The sequence below is a fragment of the Pseudoalteromonas sp. NSLLW24 genome (assembly GCF_015864725.1).
In the GTDB taxonomy this organism is placed as follows: Bacteria; Pseudomonadota; Gammaproteobacteria; order Enterobacterales; family Alteromonadaceae; genus Pseudoalteromonas; species Pseudoalteromonas arctica.
Map to the genome: position 1 here is coordinate 281,571 of NZ_JADYWQ010000003.1, position 24,093 is coordinate 305,663.

The window sequence follows — 24,093 nt, forward strand, 5'->3', positions numbered from 1 at the left end:
CCAATTGGCTCCTTTTTTATTTAGCGAGAACGCTTATTCGGCAGTATCTTCACTTGTTTTATCATATTTTCTTTAACTTCGAGTACTTCAATAGGATATCCCGCGATACGCAAACTAATATTTGCATCAGGAATATTCTCCAAGTATTCAACAATTAAACCACTCAAAGTTTTAGGTCCATCGAGCGGGAAATCCCAACCCATTTCTTTATTTAAATCGCGTACGTTAGCGCCGCCATCCACAATACATGAGCCATCAGTTTGTGTTTCTACTTCTTCGCTCGGCGTACGAGTTTGCGTAGTTGTGAAATCGCCAACAACTTCTTCTAAAATATCTTCTAGGGTCACTAGGCCTTGGATGTCGCCATACTCATCTACCACTAAGCCTATGCGTTCTTTAGATTGCTGAAACTTTAATAGCTGAGTATTTAGTGAGGTTCCTTCAGGGATAAAGTAAATTTCACGTACAGCTCGTAGCAAAGATGGTTTATCAAATTGCTCTTTTGTAAGTAGACGAAGCGCATCACGTGAGTGAATAAAACCTACTGCATCATCTATATTATCGCGATACAACAACACACGAGTATGTTGTGCATGGGTAAGTTGGCGACTAATTAGCTTCCAATCGTCATTAATATCAATGGCCACAATTTCGTTTCGTGGGATCATAATATCTTCAACGGTTACTTGTTCTAAATCTAAAATTGAAGTCAGCATACTTTGATGACGAGCAGGAATAAGTGCGCCTGACTCATTGAGTACTGTTTTTAATTCTTCTTTACTCATGCTGTGTTCGTCGATTTGTGCGGCACTAATACCAAATAATCGCAATATTCCGTTGGTCATCCAGTTAATAACAACCACAAAAGGGAACATTATTTTAAGTAGCCCTTTTAAAATAATAGAGCTTGGAAAGGCAACTTTTTCAGGATAAAGAGCAGCAAGGGTTTTAGGGGTTACTTCAGCAAATATAAGCACGACTAAAGTTAACACACCTGTAGCTATTGCAATACCGAGGTCACCGTAAAGGCGAATACCTATAATGGTTGCAACTTGGGCTGCTGCAATATTAACAAGGTTATTACCGATTAAGATTAAACCGATGAGCCTATCTGGACGGCTAAGTAATTTACTGACTCGTTTAGCTGCACGATGATCCTCTTTAGCAAGGTGTCGCAGGCGTATACGATTGATTGACATAATTCCGGTTTCTGAACCAGAAAAATAAGCAGAAAAAAGCACCAAAAAACCTAAAATGATAAATAGGGTACTTGTCGATATGTCGTCCAACGATGGATCCTTTTCTTATAAATCAATGCGTATTAAGCTAGAGTGAGCAAGCAGAGTCAAGTTAAAACTTATTTAGTATCACTTCTTGTATGAAACGGCTGCCAAAATAAGCGAGTGTGAGGACAAATGCAGCGACCATGATTGTAATAACCACCGGTTTACCGCGCCAACCCTTTTTCATATGACCAATAGCAACAACGGCAAAAATAGCCCACGCAACTAACGACAATATTGTTTTATGAATGAACTCTTTAGCGAACATTCCATCAAGAAATACAAACCCTGAAAGTAATGCAAATGTGAGTAATATAGTGCCTAAATTAAGAAGTTGGTAAAGCTGGCGCTCCACAACCATTAAAGGCGGAAGATGGCTATGCACAATTGCTAAATCTTTACGTTTTAAACGTTTATCAATAAAGTAAAACTGTACACCATATAAAGTAGCGATAATTAAAATACAGTAGGCTAACAAAGATAAAGAGATGTGCGTTACTAAACCCACCTCAATATTAATACTTTGCAATAAAATATGATGAGGTATAAATAAACTGGCAATGGTTAGTAAGGCACCAAAACCATAAACAACGGGCAACAATAAAGTAGCAGGGAATTTTAGCGAGACAGTCGTCACCGAGACCACAATCACCCAGCACGTCAAAAGAGCGACGTTTACGATACTTAAATCTTGACCGTCGGCTCTAAAAACAGAGTTAACTAACAGCAGCATGTGCGCCACTATAGCAACCGTGCTTAAAATAACGGTTACTTTTTGGCTTGGGCCTTGTTGATGAAACAGGCGTGAAAGCACGTGAGACGTTGCTAACACATAAAATAAACTGGCAATAATAGTTAAACTAATAATCAGCATTGTGCTTGGGCCACTTAATTTGAGACAAAATAATCCTTGTTGTTATATAGCCATTGTATTTTATAGCAAAGCAAATGCATAGACCTTAAAAAAAGAAACTCATCAAGGTACACTTGAACACTATATTGTAAGACGCCATATACGGTATACTACTTTTAATTGAAACTTAATAAGTCAATCTAGGTTAATTGAAAAATCAAATTAATCGTAAAATTTAAATGGATTGATATAAACGTCTTATCGGAACCGTTACATGTTTGAGAACCTCCAAGAACGATTAGGTAAAACCTTAAAAAATATCAGTGGCCGTGGCCGTCTGACGGAAGACAACATAAAAGACACACTTCGCGAAGTGCGTATGGCATTTTTAGAAGCCGATGTGGCATTGCCTGTTGTTCGCGACTTTGTAAAACAAGTTAAAGAACGTGCAGTTGGGGTTGAAGTTACAAAAAGCTTAAGCCCAGGCCAAGTATTTATAAAAATAGTGCGTGAAGAACTAGAAAAAGCAATGGGCGAGGCTAATGAAGAGCTAAGTCTAAATGCGCAACCGCCAGCCGTTGTAATGGTAGCGGGTCTACAAGGTGCGGGTAAAACCACCAGTGTAGCTAAGCTTGCTAAGTTTTTAAAAGAGCGAAAAAAGAAATCAGTACTTGTAGTAAGTGCCGATGTTTATCGCCCTGCGGCTATTAAACAGCTAGAAACGCTTGCAGCAGAAGTTGATGTTGATTTCTTCCCAAGTGATATTTCGCAAAAGCCTGTTGATATTGCAACCGCTGCAATTTCTCATGCTAAAAAGAAATTTATAGATGTAGTACTTGTTGATACTGCAGGTCGTCTACATGTTGATAGCAACATGATGGATGAAATTAAAGATCTTCATAAAGCAATCAATCCAATTGAAACCTTGTTCGTTGTTGATGCAATGACAGGTCAAGATGCGGCGAATACAGCTAAAGCATTCGACGAAGCATTACCACTTACCGGTGTTATATTAACAAAAACCGATGGTGATGCGCGTGGTGGTGCTGCTTTATCTATTCGTCACATCACTGGCAAGCCTATTAAGTTTATGGGTGTGGGTGAGCGCACTGACGCACTTGAACCTTTCCACCCAGACCGTATAGCGTCGCGTATTTTAGGTATGGGTGACGTACTTTCATTAATCGAAGAAGTCGAGATGAAAGTAGATAAAGAGCAAGCTGCTAGAGTTGCTGAAAAAGTATTTAAAGGCGCAGGTTTTACTCTTGATGATTTTGCTGACCAATTAAAGCAAATGAAAAGCATGGGTGGCATGATGTCAATGCTTGATAAGCTCCCTGGTATGTCTAACTTACCAGATGCTGTTAAAGGTCAAATGGGTGATAAAACATTTATCCAAATGGAAGCTATTATTAGCTCTATGACTAAAAAAGAGCGTGCGCGCCCAGAAATCATTAAAGGTTCGCGTAAAAAACGCATAGCAGCTGGCTCTGGTACACAAGTGCAAGAGATTAATAAGTTGCTTAAGCAGTTTACGCAAATGCAAAAAATGATGAAAAAAATGAAAGGTAAAGGCGGCATGACTAAAATGATGCGCGGTATGAAAGGCATGTTACCACCTGGAATGATGGGCGGCGGCGGTCCTAAATTTTAAAAAGTACCATTAAGTTACTTTTTAAAATAATAGCGAATCATATTTAAAGGAGCAAATAGCTCCTTTTTTGTTGAATAAATTATGCATGTAATACACCTTTAACTCTTATTTGTCGTTGAGATCACGGTTTAACCTACTAAACTGCCTTTTTGGTTCACTTCTTACTTGCGTTATTGCCAAAAACTCGTACAATTCCCCAGCTCCCCATTCTGGGGAGTAAATCTTATTAATGAAAACAGTCAATCTTTATAGAGGACGGTATGGTAACTATTCGTTTGCAACGTGGTGGCGCTAAAAAACGCCCTTTCTATCAAATTGTGGTTGCGGATAGCCGTTTCTCGCGTGACGGTCGCTTCATCGAGAAAGTAGGCTTTTTTAACCCAATTGCTTCAGGTCAAGAAGAAAAAATTCGTTTAGATTTACCACGTGTTGAACACTGGGTAGGTCAGGGCGCATCTCTTTCAGATCGCGTAGCTAAGTTAGTAAAAGACGCTCGTAAAGCGGCTTAATAGGCGTAAGTGTAACCATGAGTCAAGAGAACACCTCATCAATAATTGTCGTAGGAAAGCTCGGTGCCCCATATGGTATAAAGGGCTGGCTTAAGGTACATTCATTTACTGATGATCCCGTAGGGATCTTCGATTTCAGCCCGTGGTTGATAGGGCAGCAAGGTAAATGGCAGTCCTTAGAAGTGGTCGACTGGCGTCGCCACAACAAAGGCTTTATCGCTAAATTTGCGCAGGTAAACGACCGAGACGAAGCAATGGCTTATACCCATGCTGAAATCTCAATGGATGCAGCGCATTTACCAGAACTCCCGCAAGGTGAGTTCTATTGGCGAGATCTCATTGGCATGTCTGTTGTAACCGATAAAGGTTATAGCTTAGGCATTGTTGATGACCTGATGGAGACAGGATCAAATGACGTACTGGTTGTTAAAGCAAACAGTAAAGACGCATTTGGTCAAGCTGAGCGTTTGATTCCTTTTTTAACTGATTCAGTTATTAAAGAAGTTAAATACGATGCAAGAGAAATTACCGTAGACTGGGATCCTGGTTTTTAATGACGCAAACTAGTTCATTATGGGTAGGGGTGATAAGCCTTTTTCCAGACATGTTTGACGCTATTACAGACCAAGGTGTTACCGGTCGCGCAGTAAAAAATGGCTTAATTGATTTTAACTGCTGGAATCCGCGAGACTACGCTTTAGATAAGCATAGAACCGTAGATGACCGTCCTTACGGGGGCGGACCTGGTATGTTAATGATGGTTGAGCCATTAAAAAAAGCGATTGCCGAAGCTAAAAAAGCAGCTGGTGATGGTGCTAAAGTAATTTATATGTCCCCGCAAGGGCGCAAACTTGATCAGCAAGGTGCTAGCGAACTCGCTAACTCTAAAAAACTGATTTTGATTGCCGGTCGCTATGAAGGTATAGATGAGAGAATAATAGAATCATATGTTGACGAAGAATGGTCAATTGGTGATTTTATTCTGAGTGGTGGTGAACTACCTGCCATGACATTAATTGACGCAGTAGCGCGATTAGTGCCAGGTGTGTTAGGTCATAACCAGTCAGCAGAACAAGATTCGTTTTCGGATGGCTTGTTAGATTGTCCACACTATACACGACCAGAAACATTGGACGACAAACAGGTTCCTGCTGTATTACTCAGTGGTAACCACCAAGAGATAGCAAAATGGCGGCTTATGCAGTCATTAGGCAGAACTTGGTTACGACGTCCTGACTTGTTGCATAACCTAGCTCTGACTGAGGAGCAAGCGGTATTACTCGCGAAATTTCAGCAAGAGTACCAAAAAGCTTGTGGCTAGAAGACAGTTACACCTAGGAAAGTGAGAAACATAATGGCAAAAGTAAACCAAAATATTATTAAAGCGCTTGAAGATGAGCAGCTTAAAACAGACGTACCTGCATTTGGCCCTGGTGATACAGTGGTTGTACAGGTAAAAGTAAAAGAAGGTGCTAAAGAGCGTCTACAGGCCTTTGAAGGTGTTGTAATCGCTAAGCGTAATCGTGGTCTTCACTCAGCATTCACAGTTCGTAAAATCTCGAACGGTGAAGGCGTTGAGCGTGTATTCCAAACGCACAGCCCTCTTATTGATAGCGTAACAGTTAAGCGTCGCGGTGCAGTTCGCCGTGCTAAGCTTTACTATCTACGTGAGCGTTCTGGTAAATCTGCACGTATTAGAGAAAAACTTAACTAATACGCGCTGTTTATCAACGCAAAAAAACGGGTTGCATCCTTCGGGTTGCAACCCGTTTTGGTTTTAGAATATTATTTTCTCAATTCTCAATTCTCAATTCTCAATTCTCAATTCCTCATTAGTAAAATTTCCGCTTTAGCCTTTTCTCAGTTAGCTGATCCTGTTAGTATTTATCGTATTGATTAGTTTACTTTTATGTAAATTTATATTTACGTTATTTGGTTTTTTAAGGTGGGACGAACGTGGCTGACATAAGTGATTTAGCACAGCTAAGAGAAGGTATAGATGAATGCGATGCACAACTTGTTGCCTTACTCGCTAAACGTAATGGTATTACGCAAAAAATTGGTGAGATAAAACAACAAACAGGCGCGCCTTTACATGCACCTGTCCGTGAAGCAGAGCTATTAGCGGCAAGACGACAAGAAGCAATAAATCAAAATGTAAGCCCAGATCTCGTTGAAGATATACTAAGACGTATGATGCGAGAAGCCTATCAAAACCAACAAGCAAAACTTGCATGCGCAGCGCCAGAGCTTTCGCCAATTGTGATTGTGGGTGGTCAAGGTGCCATGGGCCAGTTATTTGCACAGCAGTTTATTCGCTCAGGTTACGAAGTTAAAATCTTAGATAAAGATCAGCAAAACGATGCTAAAAGTATTTTAAAAGGTGCCAAGCTGGTAATGATTAGCGTACCTATTAATGCATTGGACGCTGTCGTTGCTAAGTTACCTAAACTAGATGAAGACTGTTTACTAGTTGATATTACATCGGTAAAGCAATCGCCTATTAAAGCACTAAAAGCTGCGCACAGTGGCCCTGTGGTTGGTTTACATCCTATGTTTGGGCCTGATATATCACACTGGGTAAAACAAACAGTTGTTGTATGTGAAGGGCGAGAATACCAAGCGGCAAAAGGTTTGTTACAGCAGTTACAAGTATGGGGTTGTCAGCTTGTTGAGCTTGATGCTAAAAAGCATGATGAAGCAATGCAAATTATTCAGGTAATGCGCCATTTAACGACATTTGTGTACGGACAATTTTTAGCAAAACAAAGTCATACACTAGAAGAATTACGTAGCTGCTCGTCACCTATATATCAATTAGAACTGATGATGGTAGGGCGTTTATTTGCGCAGTCGCCTGAGCTTTACTCAGATATTATGCTAGCACAATTCGATGATGTAGAAACCTTACTTGCACAGTACCAAGATACCTTCGCAAGTACGTTAGCAAAATTAAAAGCGGGAGATAAAGCCGCGCTTATTGATTCTTTTGCGCAGGCTAAAGTTTACTTTTCTGACTCGACAGAACACTTTTTAACGCAAAGCAGAAGCTTATTAAATAAAGCGAATGATTCAAAAGTTTTAGATTAATATTTGTTATACCGTTTGCTTAAGTATGGGGATTTAATTCGTTAAATTGCTAAAATATTTATGCAGACTGGTACTAGTTAACGAAAAAGGGCCGATATCGGCCCTTTTTGATTTGTAAAATTGCTTATTAAGTATTAACGCTTACTGCCTGTAGTGACTCGCTTTGGTAGCATCCTAAAATACGTACATATTGGGTGTGCTCTTTAAGTTCTTCTAGCGCTTCTTTTACTTGGCTTTCAGCTAAGTTTGCTTCTAGGTCAACATAAAAAACTTCTTCCCACGGATTGCCCGGAGTAGGGCGAGATTCAAGTTTTACTAAATTAATCTTATGCTGCTTAAAAATCATTAACGCATCGGCTAGTGAGCCCGCTTGTTGTTTTGTCGACATGATCAAACTAGTTTTAGTTGGAATTTGGTTAGACACTTGTAGAGGCTTACGTGCAACAACAATAAAGCGGCTATGGTTTTCGCTTTGATTAGCTAGGTTTGATTTAATAACCTCAAGCCCTACGTTTTTCCCCGCTTGTGCAGAGCCAATTGCAGCACTGTATGGAGTGTTCAGAGCTGATTGTAGCGCGCTTGATGTTGAGTCACATGTTTCGTGTTGTAAATCACCTAAGCCCTGTAAAAAACGGCTGCACTGCGCAAATGGTTGTGGGTGTGCAAATATTTTTGTTAGTTGACTAAGTTCAGTATCAGGGTTGGCGAGTAAGCAATGCTCTACACTGTGAGTTACTTCTCCAACAATAGACACTTGCGCGTGCTGTAATAAGTCAAACACCTCGTTAATACTGCCAGAGCTTGTGTTTTCAATGGGTAATAAACCAAAATCAGCTTGTCCGTTTTCTACTTTACCTGTTATTTCGTCAAACGATGTACAGCCAATTTCAACTAATTTCCCCGGGCGGCGGCTAAAATATTTATGGCATGCTAGTTGGCTATAAGAACCCTGACCACCTAAGTAAGTTACACGGTGTGTTTCACTAAGGGCATCTGGATTCAGGTTTTTTTGTAGCATTGCTTGTTGGTGTAAAACTGAGTCTTCCAAAATAGTTTGAAAAACATTATTCACGTAGTAAGCATCCAAACCTAGTGATTTACCATAACCAATCAGTTTCTCTAAAAGTGCGAGTTCACGTGCTTCATCGCGAATTGGCTTGTTGTTAGCAATTTTATACTCAACCACACCGTGGCTAATACGACGACGTTTAGCTAATAACACGAGTAAATCGGAGTCTATTTCATTTATATCGTGTCTTAGTGCATTTAATACATCATTTGTCATTTTGGTATCCTCATTCCAAAAGTAGGCTGTTATTACACAGCAAAAACAAAAAAGCCTCCCGGTTGGGAGGCTTTACTATTCGATTGATTTTATCTCACAAACAGGGAAGCCTCTTCTATATAAAGAAGCTAAAAAACGAAAAAAAAGTGCGAGAGATAAATATGTTCATGCAGTTAATGTATGGAGAGTTGCTACCAATGTCAATAAAGATCTAAATAAGCTTAGAGTACTATTTATTTCCCTATATTAGTTTTTATAGAAAGTTTACAAATAATTTATAAATATGAATGCGGATCTGGTATATTTCGTTAACTGGTTCAAATAATAACAATTATTAATAATTAAGGTTGACCCGTGGTTTACAGACGCCCTCCATCGCGTTTTGGATTGAATTCTTTAAGTGTAAAACTATCGCTACTCATATCTGCTATTTGCTTAATAGCTGGGGTATGTGCGGCTGCCTTAATGCTTAAATCTGAAGAGAAACAACTCGTTTTTGAAGAACACGAAGTTTTAAAAAGCTCGACAGATTTATTAGTGAAGCAATTTAATGAGCGCATTAAAACAAAAGTAAATATTGCTCAGCAAGCTAATAACGTAGTAACACAACAACTTTTTCAACCCAATTCACCAATTAATTTAAGCAATAAATCACAGTTACAATTTAATAGTGACGGTACGATTCGAAGTGCCTCTGCTGATGGTTTATCAGCAGCATTTTTACCACAGCAAAATTACTCTCCTTTTTATAAACGCCTATTTAATGATTCTGAGATGCTGTGGCGCATAATTTCTCCTACACTGGTACACGACTTTTTTAACTTTTATTTAATAACAGATGATGATTTTATTCGTGTTTCTCCCCCTAATTGGGCATTAAACGCACCTGCCGACTTTAGAGCAACGAATGGCTCAACTTATAAATCGATTAAAAGCACGCTTGAAACAGTAAGAGAGCCTGCATGGTCAAAAGTCTATTACGATACAGTATGGCGCAAATGGGTTATTAGCTTACTAGTGCCAGTTTATGTCGATAATGAGTTTTTAGGTGTGACGGGGAGCGATATTTCCCTCAACAAACTTATTTCGTTTTTACCTGTTGGTGATAAAGAAAAACACCTACTTGTGTTTGATAGTAAAGGGCAATTGTTAGCACACCCAGATTTAAATCCGACCTTACTAGCCGACTATGGTAGCGATAATAAAGCACTCGCTACTAACGAATTTGTAAACCCAGCGCTGCAGTCGATTATTGATGATGTAATTGCGGTGAAATTACCTGAATACGCAAATTCGTTTGAAAAAAATGACGAAGCTCATATTATCAATATTCGTAAGATTGATGACTTAGATTGGTACATAGGGGTATATAAAAAGCGTTCATCGACGTTATCTGCATTACAAGATTTAAAACTGAAGTTTTTTGGTCTCTTTATTTTATACGCAATATTAGTTGCCTTATTGCTGCATCAAGCGCTTTATCAACTAGTCCTTCGCCGTTTACATACTTTGGTTTATGCAGTTACAAGTTTTGGCAAAGGTCAATTAACTACAGAATTTCCACCAGAAAACAAAGATGAAATTGGCACGCTTAATGGCTCATTTAGAGACATGACGGTAGAAATTCGCAAACTTATCGATGGCTTAAACCAGAGAATTACAGAAAAAGAAATTGCTGAAAAAGCAGCTAACCGTTTATCTAAAGCGGTAGCATTCTCGGGCACTGGCGTTGTGATCACCGATGAGAATTTTGTAATTGAATACGTAAATCCAAAAATGCTCGAAATGACAGGCTACCCAGAAAGTCATTTTAATAGAGCACCATTACTTAATATTATTGCCTCAGAAATGTCTATTTTAGTTGAAGATATAGACATAGATTTACGCAGCCGTAATTACTGGCGCGGTGATACATTAATTCAAGGCTTGAATAAAGAGCCAATTTGGGTGTCTTTAAGTGTTTCGCCAATTCGTGAAGAGGGCGGTGAAATAACCAGCTATGTAGCATCTGCACAAGATATTTCGTTTGTAAAAGAAAGCCAGCGTAAAATGGAGCAGCTTGCTTACTTTGACACCCTTACGGGCCTTGCCAACAGAACGTTTTTTAGAATGCAATTGCGTAAATCAATGGCATTAGCAGAACGTGGGCACTATGCATTTGCATTGTTTTACTTTGATTTAGACGAATTTAAACGTATTAACGATACATTAGGTCACGATGCTGGCGATCAATTATTAATTGAAGTGGCAAACAGACTTAAAAAACGTTTACGAGCCGAGGACACCATAGCGCGCTTAGGTGGTGATGAATTTGCAGTATTACTCAGTGGTATAGAAAGCCAAGCTCACGCGACTGATGTTGCCAATACAATTCAAAAAACACTGAATGTGCCTATAAAACTAGGTAGTAATGAAGTTATTGTGAGCGCGAGTATTGGTATTACAATGGCTCCGTACGATAGCCTAGAAGAGGATCAGTTATTAAAACACGCTGACTTAGCAATGTATGAGGCAAAAGCAAAAGGGCGTAATACATTCCATTTTTATAGCCAAGAATTGAACGCAGCTGCTAATGAGCGTTTATTTATTGAAAATGAGCTACGTATAGGACTAAAAGAAAAACAGTTTGTAGTTTACTACCAACCTCAAGTTGATAGTCGTACTCATCAGGTCATTGGCTATGAAGCGTTATTAAGATGGTTCCACCCAACTGAAGGCGCAATCCCTCCAGATAAATTTATTCCTATTGCAGAAGCGACAGGCCTTATAGTTGAATTAGGCGAATGGGTGCTTCAAGAGTCTTGTGATTTTGCCGTAAGATTAACAAAGCAAGGCTTAGAAAATAATATATCGATAAACTTATCGGCTCGCCAGTTCAAAGACTCAAGCTTAGTCTCAACACTGAGTAAAATGATAATTAGGACGGGTGTTTCGGCTAAGCGCCTTCATTTAGAGCTGACTGAAAGTATGCTAATGGGAAATGTAGAAGCTGCAATTACACAACTCCACGAGCTTAAAGCCTTAGGTATATCTATTTCTATTGATGATTTTGGTACTGGCTATTCGTCACTCAGTTACTTAAAACGATTCCCGGTTGATATATTGAAAATTGACCGTTCATTTGTAAAAGATATCCCTGAGGATACAAATGATATGGAAATCACTGCCGCTATTATTGCCATGGCGCAAAAGTTAAAGCTAGACGTGGTCGCAGAAGGGGTTGAGACAATAGAGCAGATGCAGTTTTTACAAAATAATAACTGCTTCATTGTACAAGGCTATTATTTTAGTAAACCAATTGCTGAGCACGAACTGCCAAAATTGTATGAAAGGTTAAATGAACTCTCAAATAGCGAAGTAAGTAGTTAATAAAATAGCGGGTTAACCACCCGCAATTTTAACTTTAAATTTTAACGCTTCTAAAATGGCTTTTAGTTTATCGCGGTCATCACCTTGCACTTCAATAATGCCTTCTTTTACTGCGCCGCCTTGGCCCATTTTGCTTTTTATAGTTTTAGCTAACTTTTTTAAATCATGATCTTTTGGATCAATGCCTACAACTAACATTACGCCTTTGCCTTTACGTCCTTTTGTTTGACGCTCAATGCGAATAAAACCATCTTTAAAAAGCTTAGCTTCTAACTCTTTTTCTGGTTTTGGCTGGTCAATGCGCCCCGTACTTGTTGAATATACTAAGTGACTATCACTCATACCTTACCTTTATGGATAAAAATTAATTAAATATTGGCGTAAATGATAGCAAATTTGAAGTTGTGTGTTTTTCTTTTTGCTAAATACTTTTAACAGGTTATATTTAGTTCAAAGGAAATATTATTGGAGTTTAATATGAGTTTAACTAAGAATGAATCAGTCGATGGCACTACATTAACAATACAAATCAAAGGTAAATTTGACTTTAATTTAGTGCAATCTTTTCGCCAAGCTTATGCTCAAATGAGCGAAAAAACAGTAAAGGTTATTATCGATTTAAGAGAGACTGACTACATGGATAGCTCAGCACTTGGCATGTTACTTAACATGAAAAAAACAATTGATAGCCAAGTGAAAACTATTGAAATAAGCAATTGCCAACCTCAGCTTAGAAAAATTCTACAAATTTCACGTTTTGATAAAAAGTTTGATATTAGCTAATGATACATGTGTTAATTGTAGATGATCAGGCGCTCAATCGCATTTTACTAAGTAAAATGCTTGAGCAAGAGGGTTATAAAATATCAGTGGCTTATAACGGGCTAGATGCACTTAATGTACTTAAAAGAGAGCAAATAGACGTTGTTTTACTTGATGTTTTAATGCCTGTAATGGATGGTTTTGAAGCTGCTGAAAAAATAAAGCAGCAGTATAGTGAAGTTTACTTACCGATTATTTTTATAACCTCCTTAGAAGATCAAGCAAGTTTTGAGCGCTGCCTCGAAGTGGGTGGCGATGACTTTATTCATAAACCATTTGAAAAAGTTATTCTGCATGCAAAAATTAAAGCACATATTCGCACCAGAGAGCTGAGTAAAAAAGCAAACCAACAAAAGAAATTGCTTGAATATCATCATAATCAAATTGAACGTGAACACGAAATAATTGAGCATATTTTTAATAACTCATTAGAAAACCAAGGTAAGTTTAGAGAGTATTTAGATTTTAATTTATCACCGGCCTCTATGTTTAACGGCGATATGTTTTTAGTAGCGCAAAGCCCAATCGGTAATTTGTATTGCATGTTGGGAGATTTTACGGGCCATGGCCTTGCAGCAGCTATTGGTGCATTACCAACTTCTCGTGTGTTTTATACTATGGTACAAAAAGGCATGGCGGTTAACGATATTGCCTGTGAGCTAAATACACTACTGTACAACCTACTACCTGGGCATATGTTTTGTGCTGCAACCATTATAGAGCTTAGTGCATCAGGTAAAAGTGTTTCTGCATGGATGGGCGGCTTACCCGATGCCTACCTAATAGATAAAGACGGTAATGTAAAACAAACATTAGAATCGCAGCATATGGCGCTGGGGATTTTAGATGAACAAGAATTTGAATATGAAGTAATTCATTTTGAAACAAATAGTAATACACGCCTAGTATTAGCAACCGACGGTATTATAGAAACGGCAAACAAAGAGGATATATTTTTTGGGGAAGAGCGTTTTTTACAAACCTTAAAAAGTAAATCGATGATTAGTAGTGAAGACATAGTTGCTAATGTTACTAAGTTTGCAGATGGTACTAAGCAGCAAGACGATTTAAGCATTGTTTTACTAAACTGCCTGCCTTTAATTCCTGAGGAACAAGAGCGAGAAGCATTTTCTACTTTAGCTTTTAATTTGTCTTTGAGCTTAAACTCAGAGCAAATAAAAAAAACAGACCCCGTTTACGACGTCGTTAATATTTTAAGCAGTGTTGAGGGTCTAAATACTCATCGTTCTAATATATTTTTACTGTTGTCTGAGGCTTATAACAATGCGCTTGATCATGGTGTATTAGGACTTAACTCAGAAATTAAAAAACAAGAAGACGGCTTTTTTCGATATTACGAGTTGAGAGAGGCAGCCCTTGCTAAACTTACAGATGCCATGATTATTATTGATATGCGCTATTGCCCCGACACGCTCAGTTTATATTTTATTATTTGTGATTCAGGCCGAGGGTTTAGTAGTAAGCACGATGAGTTGGCAAAGGCTAATAACGAATTTGGCAGAGGGGTGTCTTTATTAGAAGAAATAGCCGAAAAAGTCACTTATAACGCCAGTGGTAACCAAGTTGAAATGTGCTACAAGTTGAGCTAGCTCTGTAAAAATATCCATGCTATTATTCTCGAAACTTTAGATGTATGGATGGCCAAATGATTTCTTCTTACTTAAAACAAGCACAACTTAGTGCTAATCCAGCTTTGATTTCAACAGAGCTTGAAAAGCTTGATCTACATTTAGCAAACACTGCTTTGCCTGATGTGTGTTGGGAGTATCAAATACCAGAGCTTGGCGAGGGCGGTGCATGTAGTTTATTTGGTTACTTACAAGATGAGCCATTCAAATTAACTGACTATATTAAAAATGATGAGCAAACACAGTTTAAGCTGGCTAATTTACAAAGTATTGTAAGCTACATTGAGCAGCAAACGGGCGTTGATTGGTATGGTATTTATCAATCAACTAATACCCCTGAAGGTAATCAACTATTAAAATTGGCTTATCATGGAGCGCCTAGTCGTCCGTTGTTTCCTTTAACGCAAGCATTTGCAGCTGGCAGTAACAACGTACAGGTTGCGCTATCTCACAAGGGCCGCATTATTAATAACGTTGAGGCGTATTTATCACAAGGTGGTGAATACTACACATGCGATCCTAAAGTTAAATCAGAAACCTGCCTACCTTTATTTAATGCACAAAATGAATGCGTTGGTATTGTAGATGCAGAAGCCTTTAAAAATGATTTTTTTGATGAAAAGACACTTGCCGTTTTAATTGCATGTTGTATTAAAATTCCTCACTTTCTAGTGTAAATAACGCTAGTCAATATGATGTGCTTTTATGTTAAGCTTAGCTTAACAGCTAACCCCTAAATAACGATAAGAGATAGCCAATGTTCTCAGTATTAAAACCATTACCAACAGATCCTATTCTTGGCCTTATGGCGGCCTATAAACAAGATACAAACCCTAATAAAATTGATTTAGGTGTAGGTGTCTACAAAGATGAGCAAGGCAATACACCGGTTCTTAAAGCGGTTAAAAAAGCTGAAGCGTTTCGTCTTGAAAACGAAATGAGCAAATCTTACATTGGTTTAGCGGGTAATTTAGATTACTGCCAAAAAATGGAGCAGTTACTATTAGGTGAGCATCAAGTATTACTAGCTAACCGCGTACGTACTGCGCAAGCTCCTGGTGGTACGGGTGCACTTCGTGTTGCAGCTGAATTTATTAAGCGTTGTAATACAGACGCAACTGTTTGGGTAACTAACCCAACATGGGCTAACCATATTAGCTTGTTTGAAGCTGCAGGCTTAACAGTAAAAGAATACCCATATTACGATTACGAAAATAAAGATTTATTGTTTGATGAAATGATCAACACACTTAAACAAGTGCCTAAAGGTGATGTGGTTTTACTGCATGCATGTTGTCATAACCCAAGCGGTATGGATTTAAACGAAACACAGTGGAACACGGTTGCCGAACTGGCAAAAGAAGTTGGCTTTACACCACTTGTTGATATTGCGTACCAAGGCTTTGGTGCCTCACTTGAAGAAGATGCACGTGGCTTACGTATTTTAGCCGATGCAGTAGAAGAGCTAATTATTTGTTCTTCATGTTCTAAAAACTTTGGCTTATACCGCGAGCGTATTGGTGCATGTTCACTAATTGCAAAAGACAGCGCAACAGCAGATATTTCAAACTCTGTAATGCTAAGCGTTGTACGTAGTATTTACTCAATGCCGCCAGCGCATGGTGCTGACATTGTTAATACTATTTTAAGCAGTACAGAGCTTACACAATTGTGGCACTCTGAGCTTGATGAAATGCGTAGTCGTATAAATGGCTTACGTAGCTTAATTAAAGAAAGCTTAGCAACTAAAGATATTGCTCAAGACTTCTCATTTATTGAACGCCAAAACGGTATGTTTTCTTTCTTAGGTATTAATAAAGAGCAAATTGCTCGCCTACAAAAAGAATACGGCATTTACATAGTTGGCTCTAGCCGCGTAAATGTTGCAGGTGTTAGTCATTCAAATATTGAATACTTTTCAAATGCTGTAGCTGACGTTTGTAAATAAACGCAGTTAATATAAAAAACCGCACATCATTACTAATGATGTGCGGTTTTTTATTATCTAAATTTAAACAAAAAGCAGCAATCTTTAACCGATAGCAGGAATAAGCCCCGCCATTTGCATAAACTGCGCAGCAATAATAGTTATGCCACATATAGCTGCTATACCAAGCCCAGCATTCCCACTTTTAACTTGGTAACCTGTTTTATTTGATGTTGTACGCTGTTTATAAACCATTGCTACAGGCAAAAATATTGCCAGTACAACAAGTGCTATTGCTGCGTACCCTAAGGCCATAATAAAGCCTTGAGGATAAAACAATGCAAAGCCAAGTGGCGGAATAAACGTAATTAAGGCTGTTTTAATTCGGTCTGTTTTATTGTCACCCTTTTTAAATGCATCAGCAAAAAAATCAAATAACCCTAAACTCACCCCTAAAAATGATGTCGCAAGTGCTAAATCAGCAAATAACTTAACGGCCGTTGCCACACTTGGGTTATGCGCAATACTTGCCACGCTAGATACAAACCCATTAAGACCTTGGCTGTTGAGTAAATCAGCTTGGCTCATAATACCTTGGCTAAGTAGTTGCCAAAAAATATAAATAACTAAAGGTAGGGCGGCTCCAGCAATAATTACTTTGCGCAGTACTTTTATTTCAACACCAACATATTTAACAATAGAGGGGATAGAACCATGAAAGCCAAACGAAGTAAATATAACCGGTATAGCTGAAAGGATTAATCCTTGCTCTACAGGCATCTCTAATAAGTGTTTACCCTGCACATAAGGGGTAAGCATGTAAAACAAACTAGCTAATACAATAATTTTTATTGTAAATAACACTCTGTTTAGTTTATCTACCTTGCTAGTGCCTAGCGTTACCACACTTGCAATAATAACAGCGAGGATTACAGAGCCAAACTGTGGGGCTATATTTACATCAAAGCCTATATTTATACGCGCTTGGAGTTGTGCACCACCACCTGCAATATAAGCAGCGCATAAAGCGTAAAATAAAAAAACCATCGAAAAATTCGCAATATATTGTCCGCGCTTTCCAAGCCATAATTTAGCCAATGTATTTAACGTTGCATCGCGTGGTGCATATTGGTGTAGCTCTAACATGAGTAGTGCGGTGTAGGTCATTAGTAACCAGCTAGCAATTATTAATGCAAGTGCAGTACTAAACCCAAGCCCGGCAGATGCAATTGGCAATGCCAACATACCCGCACCAATAGTGGTGCCTGCAACAATTAACATGCTTCCAGTTGTTTTATTTTTAAGCACTTAATTACCTTAATTATTATTAATATTGATGCACCATATAACTAGTTGCTCAAATCTCAAATAGTTTTGTAATAAAAGAGCAGTATTAAAATGTAACTTACAATTTACAACTGTATTTATTAAGGACTTTAGTGTTTAAAAAGTACTAAAACACGGTAGTGAGCGTATAATTTATTCTTTGTTTTATTGATTCATATAAAGCGTAGGGATGGCACGTGCCAGTTAAAGTATCGTATTTTTTAATGGTTCTTATATGGTCCACTACACCACTGGGTATAGTGTGGAGTAGTGAAACTGTATCGCCAACACTTGCTGTGTTAATGCGGATGCTGGTGGGACTATTGTTAGGTGGCTTAATTGTTGCTATTACAAATATTAGAGTGCCTTGGAGCAAAAATGCATGCTTACTTTATTTTTATTCGAGTATAGGTATTTTTGGCGGTATGTTGTTGAGCTATATGGCAGCTAAAACAGTCCCTTCTGGTATTATTTCGCTTATGTTTGGCCTTGCACCTATTTTGTCGGGGTTGCTTGCTCAGCAATTATTAAATGAACCTAAATTTAGCCCGATTAAATTAGTTGCGTTAGCGTGCGCTTTAATTGGCTTATATTTTGTTAGTTATAACCAAGTACAAAACTCGCAAACTCAAGGGCTCGGGTTGCTTTATGTGTTTATGGCTGTCTGCTTTTTTAGTTTAAGTGGTGTGATGATCAAGCGCGTACAGATTGCGATTCATCCTATGGCGACAACATTTGGTGCCTTAGTTTTTGTAACCCCACTCTTTTTTATTGCTTGGTGGTTATTAGATGGTGAGTTGCATATACAAAACTGGAGTGCAAAATCATTGTGGGCTATTGGTTATCTAGGAATATTTGGATCTTTAGTAGGGGCTTTGGCGTATTTTCATGTGCTGCAAAACCTAAATGCAAGCACGGTATCACTTACTACACTTATAACTCCTAGCTTTGCGTTAGGCTTGGGAGCTTGGCTAAATAATGAGTCATTAAGCCAAGAGCTAATAATTGGTGCGGTTATTATTTTAATTAGTCTAGGTTTTTTCCAATTTGGTGATAAGTTTTTAAAGCAAAAGAAAGCAAGCGAAAATTAGCTTTACTACATTTTTTCTATTTGAATAATTAAACGACGGTTTTTGTCTCGGCTTAAAATGTTATCGTTATTATCAACAAAGCGTTTTTCGCCTAAACCGGTTGTTTGTACTTTTGCTTCATCAACACCCAAGCTCACCATATAATCTTTTATAGTTTTGGCGCGCTTGCGCGATAAATCTAAGTTATTCCAGCGTCCGCCATAACTATCAGTGTATGAGTCAATACTAATGGACTCTATGCTTGCATCATTTTTTAAATACTCAGCAATCTTATCAAGACGTTGTTGCGAGGATTTAGTTAATTTACTGCTGTTAGATTGATAGTTCATTACAGTAAACGAAATATCTTCAAAGCTGTAAGGGAGTAGCTCATCGCGGCATTGTAAAAACGCCCAGTAAGCTTGTTTAAAGTTTACGCTCGATATACCAATGGCAATTTTATCGGCACTGTTTTGCCAGTCTTGATAATAAAAAGTAGGGTAGTAGCCTTTTTCAAGCTCGGTAAGCATTTCCCATGCGGTTTTATTGCCTAGCTCGCCATCAAACTTTTTAAGTAATTTCATATTTGCAATATCGCGAGCGGGCAATCCTGCACGCCATGTAGGTGGCACTGCTTTTAAACCTGCAATTGCATAGTTATCTGGGCGTACAACCATATCTAAATTAAATGTTAAGTTTTTATTTTTACTTGCAGAAGCTTTAAATATAGCTTCACCGTAATAAGGAACCTCATGATTTAATTGGCATTGTAAGCGCGTTGTTTTAACTACTTCCCAGTTGGAGTTGTCTTGGGTTGCTGTGTATTGGCGCATAGCAGCTTGCGAGTGAGTACTGCAAAACACCGCACTTATACTAAGGCTAATAAATAACAACTTATACTTCATGGTGCTCTCCAGCTATCCGGGAATGCCAATAATTTGGCAAATTAACGACTGCAATGATTAGTTTATTCTCTGTATAACTAACTTATAAGTTAAAGCAAGTTATGTGCCTACAATTTTAAAGCAATAAATACTTAAATCCCCTAGCCTAGGGGGCATCAATTTTGACATAATAGTCAGCTTACACGTATAAACAAAGAAGACTATGGCAAATACTGAGCAAACACCTTTCGCAAAACGCTTTCGTGGATTTTTTCCTGTTGTTATTGATGTTGAAACTGCAGGTTTTAACAAAGAAACAGATGCCTTGTTAGAAATAGCAGCCTCTGTTTTAAAAATGGATGACGAAGGACTGCTCAGCATAGATCATACTGTTCATTTTCATGTTCAGCCATTCGAAGGCGCTAATATAGAACAAGCAGCCATCGACTTTAACGGTATAGACCCGTTTTCACCATTACGTGGCGCAGTACCTGAAGATGAAGTAATTAAAGAAATATGTAAAGTAGTACGCAAAGCGCAAAAGGCTGCTGGGTGCCAACGCTCAGTTATTGTGGCGCATAATGCCGCATTCGATCATGGCTTTTTAAATGCTGCAATAGAGCGTAATAACATTAAGCGTACGCCATTTCATCCCTTCGTAAGCTTTGATACAACATCTTTAGCGGGTTTAGCGTTAGGGCAAACTGTATTAGCAAAAGCATGTAGAGCGGCTGGTATCGAGTTTGATAACAGCCAAGCGCACTCAGCGCTTTACGACACAGAACGTACAGCTGAGCTTTATTGTTTAATAGTAAACCGCTGGCAGCAATTAGGTGGTTGGCCATTAGCACCAACCGACGACGCTGATGCTGAAGTTGAAACTGAAAATGACGAAGAAACTAAAACGTCTGAGTAATTTTACCCTCAGTTAGCTTAACTAGGTGGGGCGGGTAAATACGCGAAAATTGTTTAGAATCTTTCGCTATTTTAAGCTCCACACCAGGGTGCATTAATTCATTTACTTTTAAACGACTGCTGGCAAGTAATTGCACTATTTTTTGCTTAATAAGTAGTTTTTGACGATGAATATGCGCAGAGCGTATTTTTATATGCTTTTCATTTTCAGTTATTTTATTCATGAATTGCTGACGCTGAGCAGCCCCCGCAATTTTACTCGCTTTTTCGCGAGCTTGTTGTAAAGCGGTTACTTTAGTCGCAAGTACTTTTTCAAAATCGGTGATTTGTATTTGCTTTTGGCGAAGCTCAAACCAGAGTTGCGCTAAAAACACGCGCGTTTTAGTACCGGCTGGCGCGCCTAGCTCACCTGTTTCAATGCGCATAGCATCTAAAATATTACCGCCAATAATTTTACCTCGCGGGTCATTTGCTTTGCCTACACGTATTAATCGCCTAGCACTCAAATCACAATGCAGAGCTTGGCGTTCAATAAATAAATCTTGTTCGGATTTAATATTGCAGTACTGGGCATAACCAATCGAAATAGTTCGTTGAGCGGTTATACAGCATGTAAATGCTTCCTCGCCTTCACGTTTTCGGCCAATTGCGCCAAGCATAATGGTTACCGCACTTTTACTTTCAACAGTTCCTGATTCTACAAAACCAAGTACCGTAATATCACCGTTAGCTTTTACACGCATGCCGTCTTTAATATCGCCAGTAATAATTACGCTACCATCAAAATCAACGTGGCCGGTGCTTACATCTACGTTATCAAAGCATAAAACATCATCTACACGCATACCACGGGGTAGGGCAACGGGCACACCTTTGCAGTCGGCAATAAGCATATTTGGATTATTAGGATCTACTTTTGTACCTTCGAAAGGCTGGAGTTGGTGATCTTTACCTGGTTTTGCACTAATTGAATCGCCAAATACCGTATAGCCTTCTTCTCCAGGGGTAGCTGCAATACGCTGCATTAAGGGAGTGCCAGGTTTTACGGTGATAATAGCGCCAAGGTTTTTCATATCAACCTTACCGCCTTCTTTAGCTTGTGGGCTAAGTACTCGGTCTTGAGCTGTTGAGCATAAACGCACAAATTTGGCATCGCTGCCTTCTTTTGGATTGCGCCCATGTGCAATTATGGCACTGTAAGAGCTTCCTGCTGGTTGCTCAAACTGCTGGCCCAAAAAGGTATCAAGCGCACGAGGACTTATTCCTTTTTTAACACCTGCATCAGCAAGTGCTTTTTGCGCGCCTTCCATAGACAAAAGTGCGCCACCTTTAGCGGTAGTTAATGTTGCTTCTGCGACCATGTTTTTTTCATCAATATTAATGACAAGCGACGCATCTACAGCTCTAGCAACGACAAGCGATACTTCCTGATAATTTTTAGTTGGCGCAAAAAGCTTTCCAATATTGGCAATGACAGCTTCGTACTCACTAAACTCAGATTGCTCTAGCATTTGCGTTAACTGAGTACTTGTAACAGGAAAACCACTATCAATAGGGTGACTTTCTAAAGAGACAAACCCTGTACTTTTATCAAATGAAAAAACCGACATTTATTAATTCCCTACTCTATGCCTGTTATTATTTTTATTTTTTACAACTAAAGGTTTAGAAATAGCAAAAACCTTAACTCCTCATTTGAACACAGGTTAAACACATTGTTAAGTAAATGTTTATATAGGTTTGCATAAACTAAATTTTGGTTACTTAACACGCGATTGGCACATACAATTAAAATAAAGCGTTACTAGGCCTTGAGTATCAGTACTTTACTCAGTTATACTGTTTGCACGCTCTGAATTGAGTTACTAATTCAGGGGCTGATTAGGATTCGACGGAATTCAAGAAGCCCAAGGTGCATGTCGAGGTGCGGTTTGCCTCGTTAAACAGCCGCAACCTAAAGTAATCGCAAACGACGATAACTACTCTCTAGCAGCTTAGGCTGGCTAGCGCTCCTTCCATGTATTCTTGTGGACTGGATTTTGGAGTGTCACCCTAACACCTGATCGCGACGGAAACCCTGGCCGGGGTTGAAGCGCTAAAACTAAGCGGCCTCGCCTTTATTTACCGTGTTTGTCCGGGACTTAAAGGTTAATTAAATGACAATACTAAACATGTAGTACCGACGGTCGAGGCTTTTCGGACGGGGGTTCAAATCCCCCCAGCTCCACCAATAAAGGTTTTTGAACTCGTTATTCGAAAACCATAAGAAACCCGCAAATTTGTTAATCCAAATTTGCGGGTTTTTTTATGGAATTTATAAAGTAAAAGTAAAGTTTAAAAATGTCTTATAGCGCGTAGCTTCATTTTTATTGCAATCACAAGCAGGCTAAATAATGACAGCATACTTATTAACAACGTTAGATTAAGTATAGGGTTACTTGGCTCGTAGGTAGCGACAGGAGAGTTGTTTGTAGTTTGCGAGTTTTGATGTTGCCTAATATAGCTTTGGCTGATCCAATCTACCGCGTTTATCCATTGTACTTTGGCGGGATCAGTGTTGTTTAGCATCCCTATTGCGTGCTTATCGTTATCTAAGCTTTTTGAAAGTTGCATCAGTTGCTGCCAAAATTCATTTTTAGGGCCTAGGTCGTCTATTTCTTGCAGATGCTGTTGTAATTTATCACCCCCCATCGTTTTTATATCAGCTTGTCCTGTACTTTGCGCGTAGCTATTTATTAGTGATGAAAAGCGACTAAAGTACTCATTACTTTTTTGCTGTGTAGGGTTAGCTGTTCGCTCGTTTGTTACTTTTTGTGTTGGTTGATTTAGGCTATTTTGATCAATCAAATATTGTTTATAGTTTTGGTAACTTAAGTTGTTTGTAGTTGTGTTATTTGTAGTTGTGTTATTTAGAGTACCAAAGTTGTTTTTAAGTGCATTAACACTGATCACTACACCTACTAAGGTAATAATACAAAGTGCGCTATAGCAAAAGTACAATGCGCTTTTTAAAGTGTTACGCAGTAGTTTATATTTATTATAACTTTGCTTAATAGCTGCAGCTGTATTTGGGGCTTCGTCTGTATCTAGGCGTTCGTTTTGTATTGAAATACTTTTGCCGTCAGTACTTTCACTAATGTGTTTATCTGTATTTTTACTGTGCTCAGTGAGTGCTATTTGATTATTTTGAGATTGAGAGATTACAGTAATGAGTTGAGGTTCTACTTTAGTAATCAAACCTAGCTTTTTAAGTGAGGATTCTGTTTTAACAGCATCAATACTCGATAAGTCTTTTTTTAAAGCGTAAGCTTTTCCATCAAACAACTGAATAACAATATTATGAGGAATATTAAGAAGTTGGCTGAGTTGTTCTTGGGCAGAGGTAAGGTCAGTATTTTGATATAACTGACCATTAAAAACAATTTTAAATGTAGCGCTCACGTTAGTACCTTGCTTG

21 protein-coding genes, 1 other RNA gene and 1 other annotated feature are annotated in these 24,093 nt (G+C 38.6%); of the genes, 14 read left to right on the top strand and 8 right to left on the bottom strand.

Annotation, left to right across the window (positions count from 1 at the left end):
• Positions 1-20: 20 nt before the first annotated feature.
• Both I6E72_RS04515 and I6E72_RS04520 read right to left on the bottom strand, forming a co-directional pair.
• Positions 21-1,289, bottom strand: a complete 1,269-nt coding sequence (locus I6E72_RS04515; protein ID WP_007581396.1) for an HlyC/CorC family transporter — start codon at positions 1,287-1,289, stop codon at positions 21-23.
• Positions 1,290-1,350: 61 nt separating this feature from the next.
• A complete protein-coding gene (locus I6E72_RS04520) occupies positions 1,351-2,157 on the bottom strand; it encodes a cytochrome C assembly family protein (protein ID WP_007581398.1) in 807 nt (268 codons plus the stop codon).
• A 253-nt stretch (positions 2,158-2,410) separates the two neighbouring features.
• Here I6E72_RS04520 and ffh point away from each other — a divergent pair, with 253 nt between their 5' ends.
• The 6 genes from ffh to tyrA all read left to right on the top strand — a co-directional run bounded on the left by ffh (position 2,411) and on the right by tyrA (position 7,389).
• Positions 2,411-3,790, top strand: a complete 1,380-nt coding sequence (ffh, locus tag I6E72_RS04525; protein ID WP_007581399.1) for a signal recognition particle protein — start codon at positions 2,411-2,413, stop codon at positions 3,788-3,790.
• Between the two features lie 260 nt (positions 3,791-4,050).
• Complete coding sequence (gene rpsP, locus I6E72_RS04530; RefSeq protein WP_002962192.1) at positions 4,051-4,299, top strand: 30S ribosomal protein S16; 249 nt, start codon at positions 4,051-4,053, stop codon at positions 4,297-4,299.
• 17 nt (positions 4,300-4,316) lie between these two features.
• Positions 4,317-4,853: a ribosome maturation factor RimM gene (rimM, locus tag I6E72_RS04535; protein WP_010554631.1), complete on the top strand. Its 537-nt coding sequence runs from the start codon at positions 4,317-4,319 to the stop codon at positions 4,851-4,853.
• On the top strand, positions 4,853-5,620 hold the full coding sequence (gene trmD / locus I6E72_RS04540) for a tRNA (guanosine(37)-N1)-methyltransferase TrmD (RefSeq protein ID WP_007581405.1): 768 nt from the start codon (positions 4,853-4,855) through the stop codon (positions 5,618-5,620). Before rimM ends, trmD begins: the two co-directional genes overlap by 1 nt.
• A gap of 33 nt (positions 5,621-5,653) precedes the next feature.
• Entirely contained in the window at positions 5,654-6,013 is a 360-nt protein-coding gene (gene rplS, locus I6E72_RS04545) for a 50S ribosomal protein L19 (RefSeq protein ID WP_007581406.1), read from the top strand.
• Between the two features lie 242 nt (positions 6,014-6,255).
• Positions 6,256-7,389, top strand: coding sequence for a bifunctional chorismate mutase/prephenate dehydrogenase (tyrA, locus tag I6E72_RS04550; RefSeq protein WP_197111198.1), 1,134 nt, complete (start codon positions 6,256-6,258; stop codon positions 7,387-7,389).
• 127 nt (positions 7,390-7,516) lie between these two features.
• Here the strand turns inward: tyrA and I6E72_RS04555 are convergent, their stop codons facing one another.
• On the bottom strand, positions 7,517-8,674 hold the full coding sequence (locus I6E72_RS04555) for a chorismate mutase (RefSeq protein ID WP_007581410.1): 1,158 nt from the start codon (positions 8,672-8,674) through the stop codon (positions 7,517-7,519).
• A 44-nt stretch (positions 8,675-8,718) separates the two neighbouring features.
• Positions 8,719-8,836, bottom strand: a sequence feature (Phe leader region).
• Between the two features lie 192 nt (positions 8,837-9,028).
• Here I6E72_RS04555 and I6E72_RS04560 point away from each other — a divergent pair.
• Positions 9,029-12,043: a bifunctional diguanylate cyclase/phosphodiesterase gene (locus I6E72_RS04560; protein WP_021032079.1), complete on the top strand. Its 3,015-nt coding sequence runs from the start codon at positions 9,029-9,031 to the stop codon at positions 12,041-12,043.
• A gap of 12 nt (positions 12,044-12,055) precedes the next feature.
• Here I6E72_RS04560 and I6E72_RS04565 read toward each other — a convergent pair whose 3' ends face one another.
• Positions 12,056-12,385, bottom strand: a complete 330-nt coding sequence (locus I6E72_RS04565) for a translation initiation factor (protein ID WP_007581414.1) — start codon at positions 12,383-12,385, stop codon at positions 12,056-12,058.
• A 135-nt stretch (positions 12,386-12,520) separates the two neighbouring features.
• Here I6E72_RS04565 and I6E72_RS04570 point away from each other — a divergent pair, with 135 nt between their 5' ends.
• The 4 genes from I6E72_RS04570 (at position 12,521) to I6E72_RS04585 (ending at position 16,462) form a co-directional block, all read left to right on the top strand.
• Entirely contained in the window at positions 12,521-12,826 is a 306-nt protein-coding gene (locus I6E72_RS04570; RefSeq protein WP_002962948.1) for an STAS domain-containing protein, read from the top strand.
• Positions 12,826-14,475, top strand: coding sequence for a SpoIIE family protein phosphatase (locus I6E72_RS04575; protein WP_197101543.1), 1,650 nt, complete (start codon positions 12,826-12,828; stop codon positions 14,473-14,475). The genes I6E72_RS04570 and I6E72_RS04575 overlap by 1 nt, the downstream gene beginning before the upstream one ends.
• Before the next feature lie 56 nt (positions 14,476-14,531).
• A complete protein-coding gene (locus I6E72_RS04580) occupies positions 14,532-15,191 on the top strand; it encodes a GAF domain-containing protein (protein WP_197111200.1) in 660 nt (219 codons plus the stop codon).
• Between the two features lie 80 nt (positions 15,192-15,271).
• Positions 15,272-16,462 (top strand): amino acid aminotransferase, encoded by a 1,191-nt coding sequence (locus I6E72_RS04585; RefSeq protein ID WP_010554636.1) that lies wholly within the window; start codon positions 15,272-15,274, stop codon positions 16,460-16,462.
• An 84-nt stretch (positions 16,463-16,546) separates the two neighbouring features.
• On the opposite strand, the gene I6E72_RS04590 is transcribed toward I6E72_RS04585, so the two are convergent.
• The gene (locus tag I6E72_RS04590; protein ID WP_197111202.1) at positions 16,547-17,749 is read right to left on the bottom strand and encodes an aromatic amino acid transport family protein; all 1,203 of its coding nucleotides are present in this window, start codon (positions 17,747-17,749) and stop codon (positions 16,547-16,549) included.
• 215 nt (positions 17,750-17,964) lie between these two features.
• Here I6E72_RS04590 and I6E72_RS04595 point away from each other — a divergent pair, with 215 nt between their 5' ends.
• The gene (locus I6E72_RS04595) at positions 17,965-18,858 is read left to right on the top strand and encodes a DMT family transporter (protein ID WP_024608926.1); all 894 of its coding nucleotides are present in this window, start codon (positions 17,965-17,967) and stop codon (positions 18,856-18,858) included.
• 5 nt (positions 18,859-18,863) lie between these two features.
• Here the strand turns inward: I6E72_RS04595 and I6E72_RS04600 are convergent, their stop codons facing one another.
• Positions 18,864-19,742, bottom strand: coding sequence for a flagellar protein MotY (locus I6E72_RS04600; RefSeq protein ID WP_197111203.1), 879 nt, complete (start codon positions 19,740-19,742; stop codon positions 18,864-18,866).
• A 202-nt stretch (positions 19,743-19,944) separates the two neighbouring features.
• On the opposite strand from I6E72_RS04600, the gene rnt reads away from it, so the two are divergent.
• Complete coding sequence (gene rnt, locus I6E72_RS04605) at positions 19,945-20,637, top strand: ribonuclease T (RefSeq protein WP_024589404.1); 693 nt, start codon at positions 19,945-19,947, stop codon at positions 20,635-20,637.
• Here rnt and I6E72_RS04610 read toward each other — a convergent pair.
• On the bottom strand, positions 20,621-22,246 hold the full coding sequence (locus I6E72_RS04610) for a DUF342 domain-containing protein (RefSeq protein ID WP_197111204.1): 1,626 nt from the start codon (positions 22,244-22,246) through the stop codon (positions 20,621-20,623). The genes rnt and I6E72_RS04610 overlap by 17 nt on opposite strands.
• 263 nt (positions 22,247-22,509) lie before the next feature.
• Between I6E72_RS04610 and ssrA the strand changes: the two genes are divergently transcribed.
• Positions 22,510-22,866: a transfer-messenger RNA gene (gene ssrA / locus I6E72_RS04615) on the top strand.
• Between the two features lie 104 nt (positions 22,867-22,970).
• On the opposite strand, the gene I6E72_RS04620 is transcribed toward ssrA, so the two are convergent.
• On the bottom strand, positions 22,971-24,077 hold the full coding sequence (locus tag I6E72_RS04620) for a hypothetical protein (RefSeq protein ID WP_331459201.1): 1,107 nt from the start codon (positions 24,075-24,077) through the stop codon (positions 22,971-22,973).
• Positions 24,078-24,093: the final 16 nt, after the last annotated feature.

Bases quoted from the DNA above. Each gene is read 5' to 3' on its own strand.
- I6E72_RS04610 (WP_197111204.1), bottom strand. From the start codon at position 22,246: ATGTCGGTTTTTTCATTTGATAAAAGTACAGGGTTTGTCTCTTTAGAA.
- rpsP (WP_002962192.1), top strand. From the start codon at position 4,051: ATGGTAACTATTCGTTTGCAACGTGGTGGCGCTAAAAAACGCCCTTTC.
- I6E72_RS04580 (WP_197111200.1), top strand. From the start codon at position 14,532: ATGATTTCTTCTTACTTAAAACAAGCACAACTTAGTGCTAATCCAGCT.
- rplS (WP_007581406.1), top strand. From the start codon at position 5,654: ATGGCAAAAGTAAACCAAAATATTATTAAAGCGCTTGAAGATGAGCAG.
- I6E72_RS04565 (WP_007581414.1), bottom strand. From the start codon at position 12,385: ATGAGTGATAGTCACTTAGTATATTCAACAAGTACGGGGCGCATTGAC.
- I6E72_RS04600 (WP_197111203.1), bottom strand. From the start codon at position 19,742: ATGAAGTATAAGTTGTTATTTATTAGCCTTAGTATAAGTGCGGTGTTT.
- I6E72_RS04555 (WP_007581410.1), bottom strand. From the start codon at position 8,674: ATGACAAATGATGTATTAAATGCACTAAGACACGATATAAATGAAATA.
- I6E72_RS04570 (WP_002962948.1), top strand. From the start codon at position 12,521: ATGAGTTTAACTAAGAATGAATCAGTCGATGGCACTACATTAACAATA.
- rnt (WP_024589404.1), top strand. From the start codon at position 19,945: ATGGCAAATACTGAGCAAACACCTTTCGCAAAACGCTTTCGTGGATTT.
- I6E72_RS04585 (WP_010554636.1), top strand. From the start codon at position 15,272: ATGTTCTCAGTATTAAAACCATTACCAACAGATCCTATTCTTGGCCTT.
- trmD (WP_007581405.1), top strand. From the start codon at position 4,853: ATGACGCAAACTAGTTCATTATGGGTAGGGGTGATAAGCCTTTTTCCA.
- rimM (WP_010554631.1), top strand. From the start codon at position 4,317: ATGAGTCAAGAGAACACCTCATCAATAATTGTCGTAGGAAAGCTCGGT.
- I6E72_RS04575 (WP_197101543.1), top strand. From the start codon at position 12,826: ATGATACATGTGTTAATTGTAGATGATCAGGCGCTCAATCGCATTTTA.
- ffh (WP_007581399.1), top strand. From the start codon at position 2,411: ATGTTTGAGAACCTCCAAGAACGATTAGGTAAAACCTTAAAAAATATC.
- I6E72_RS04520 (WP_007581398.1), bottom strand. From the start codon at position 2,157: ATGCTGATTATTAGTTTAACTATTATTGCCAGTTTATTTTATGTGTTA.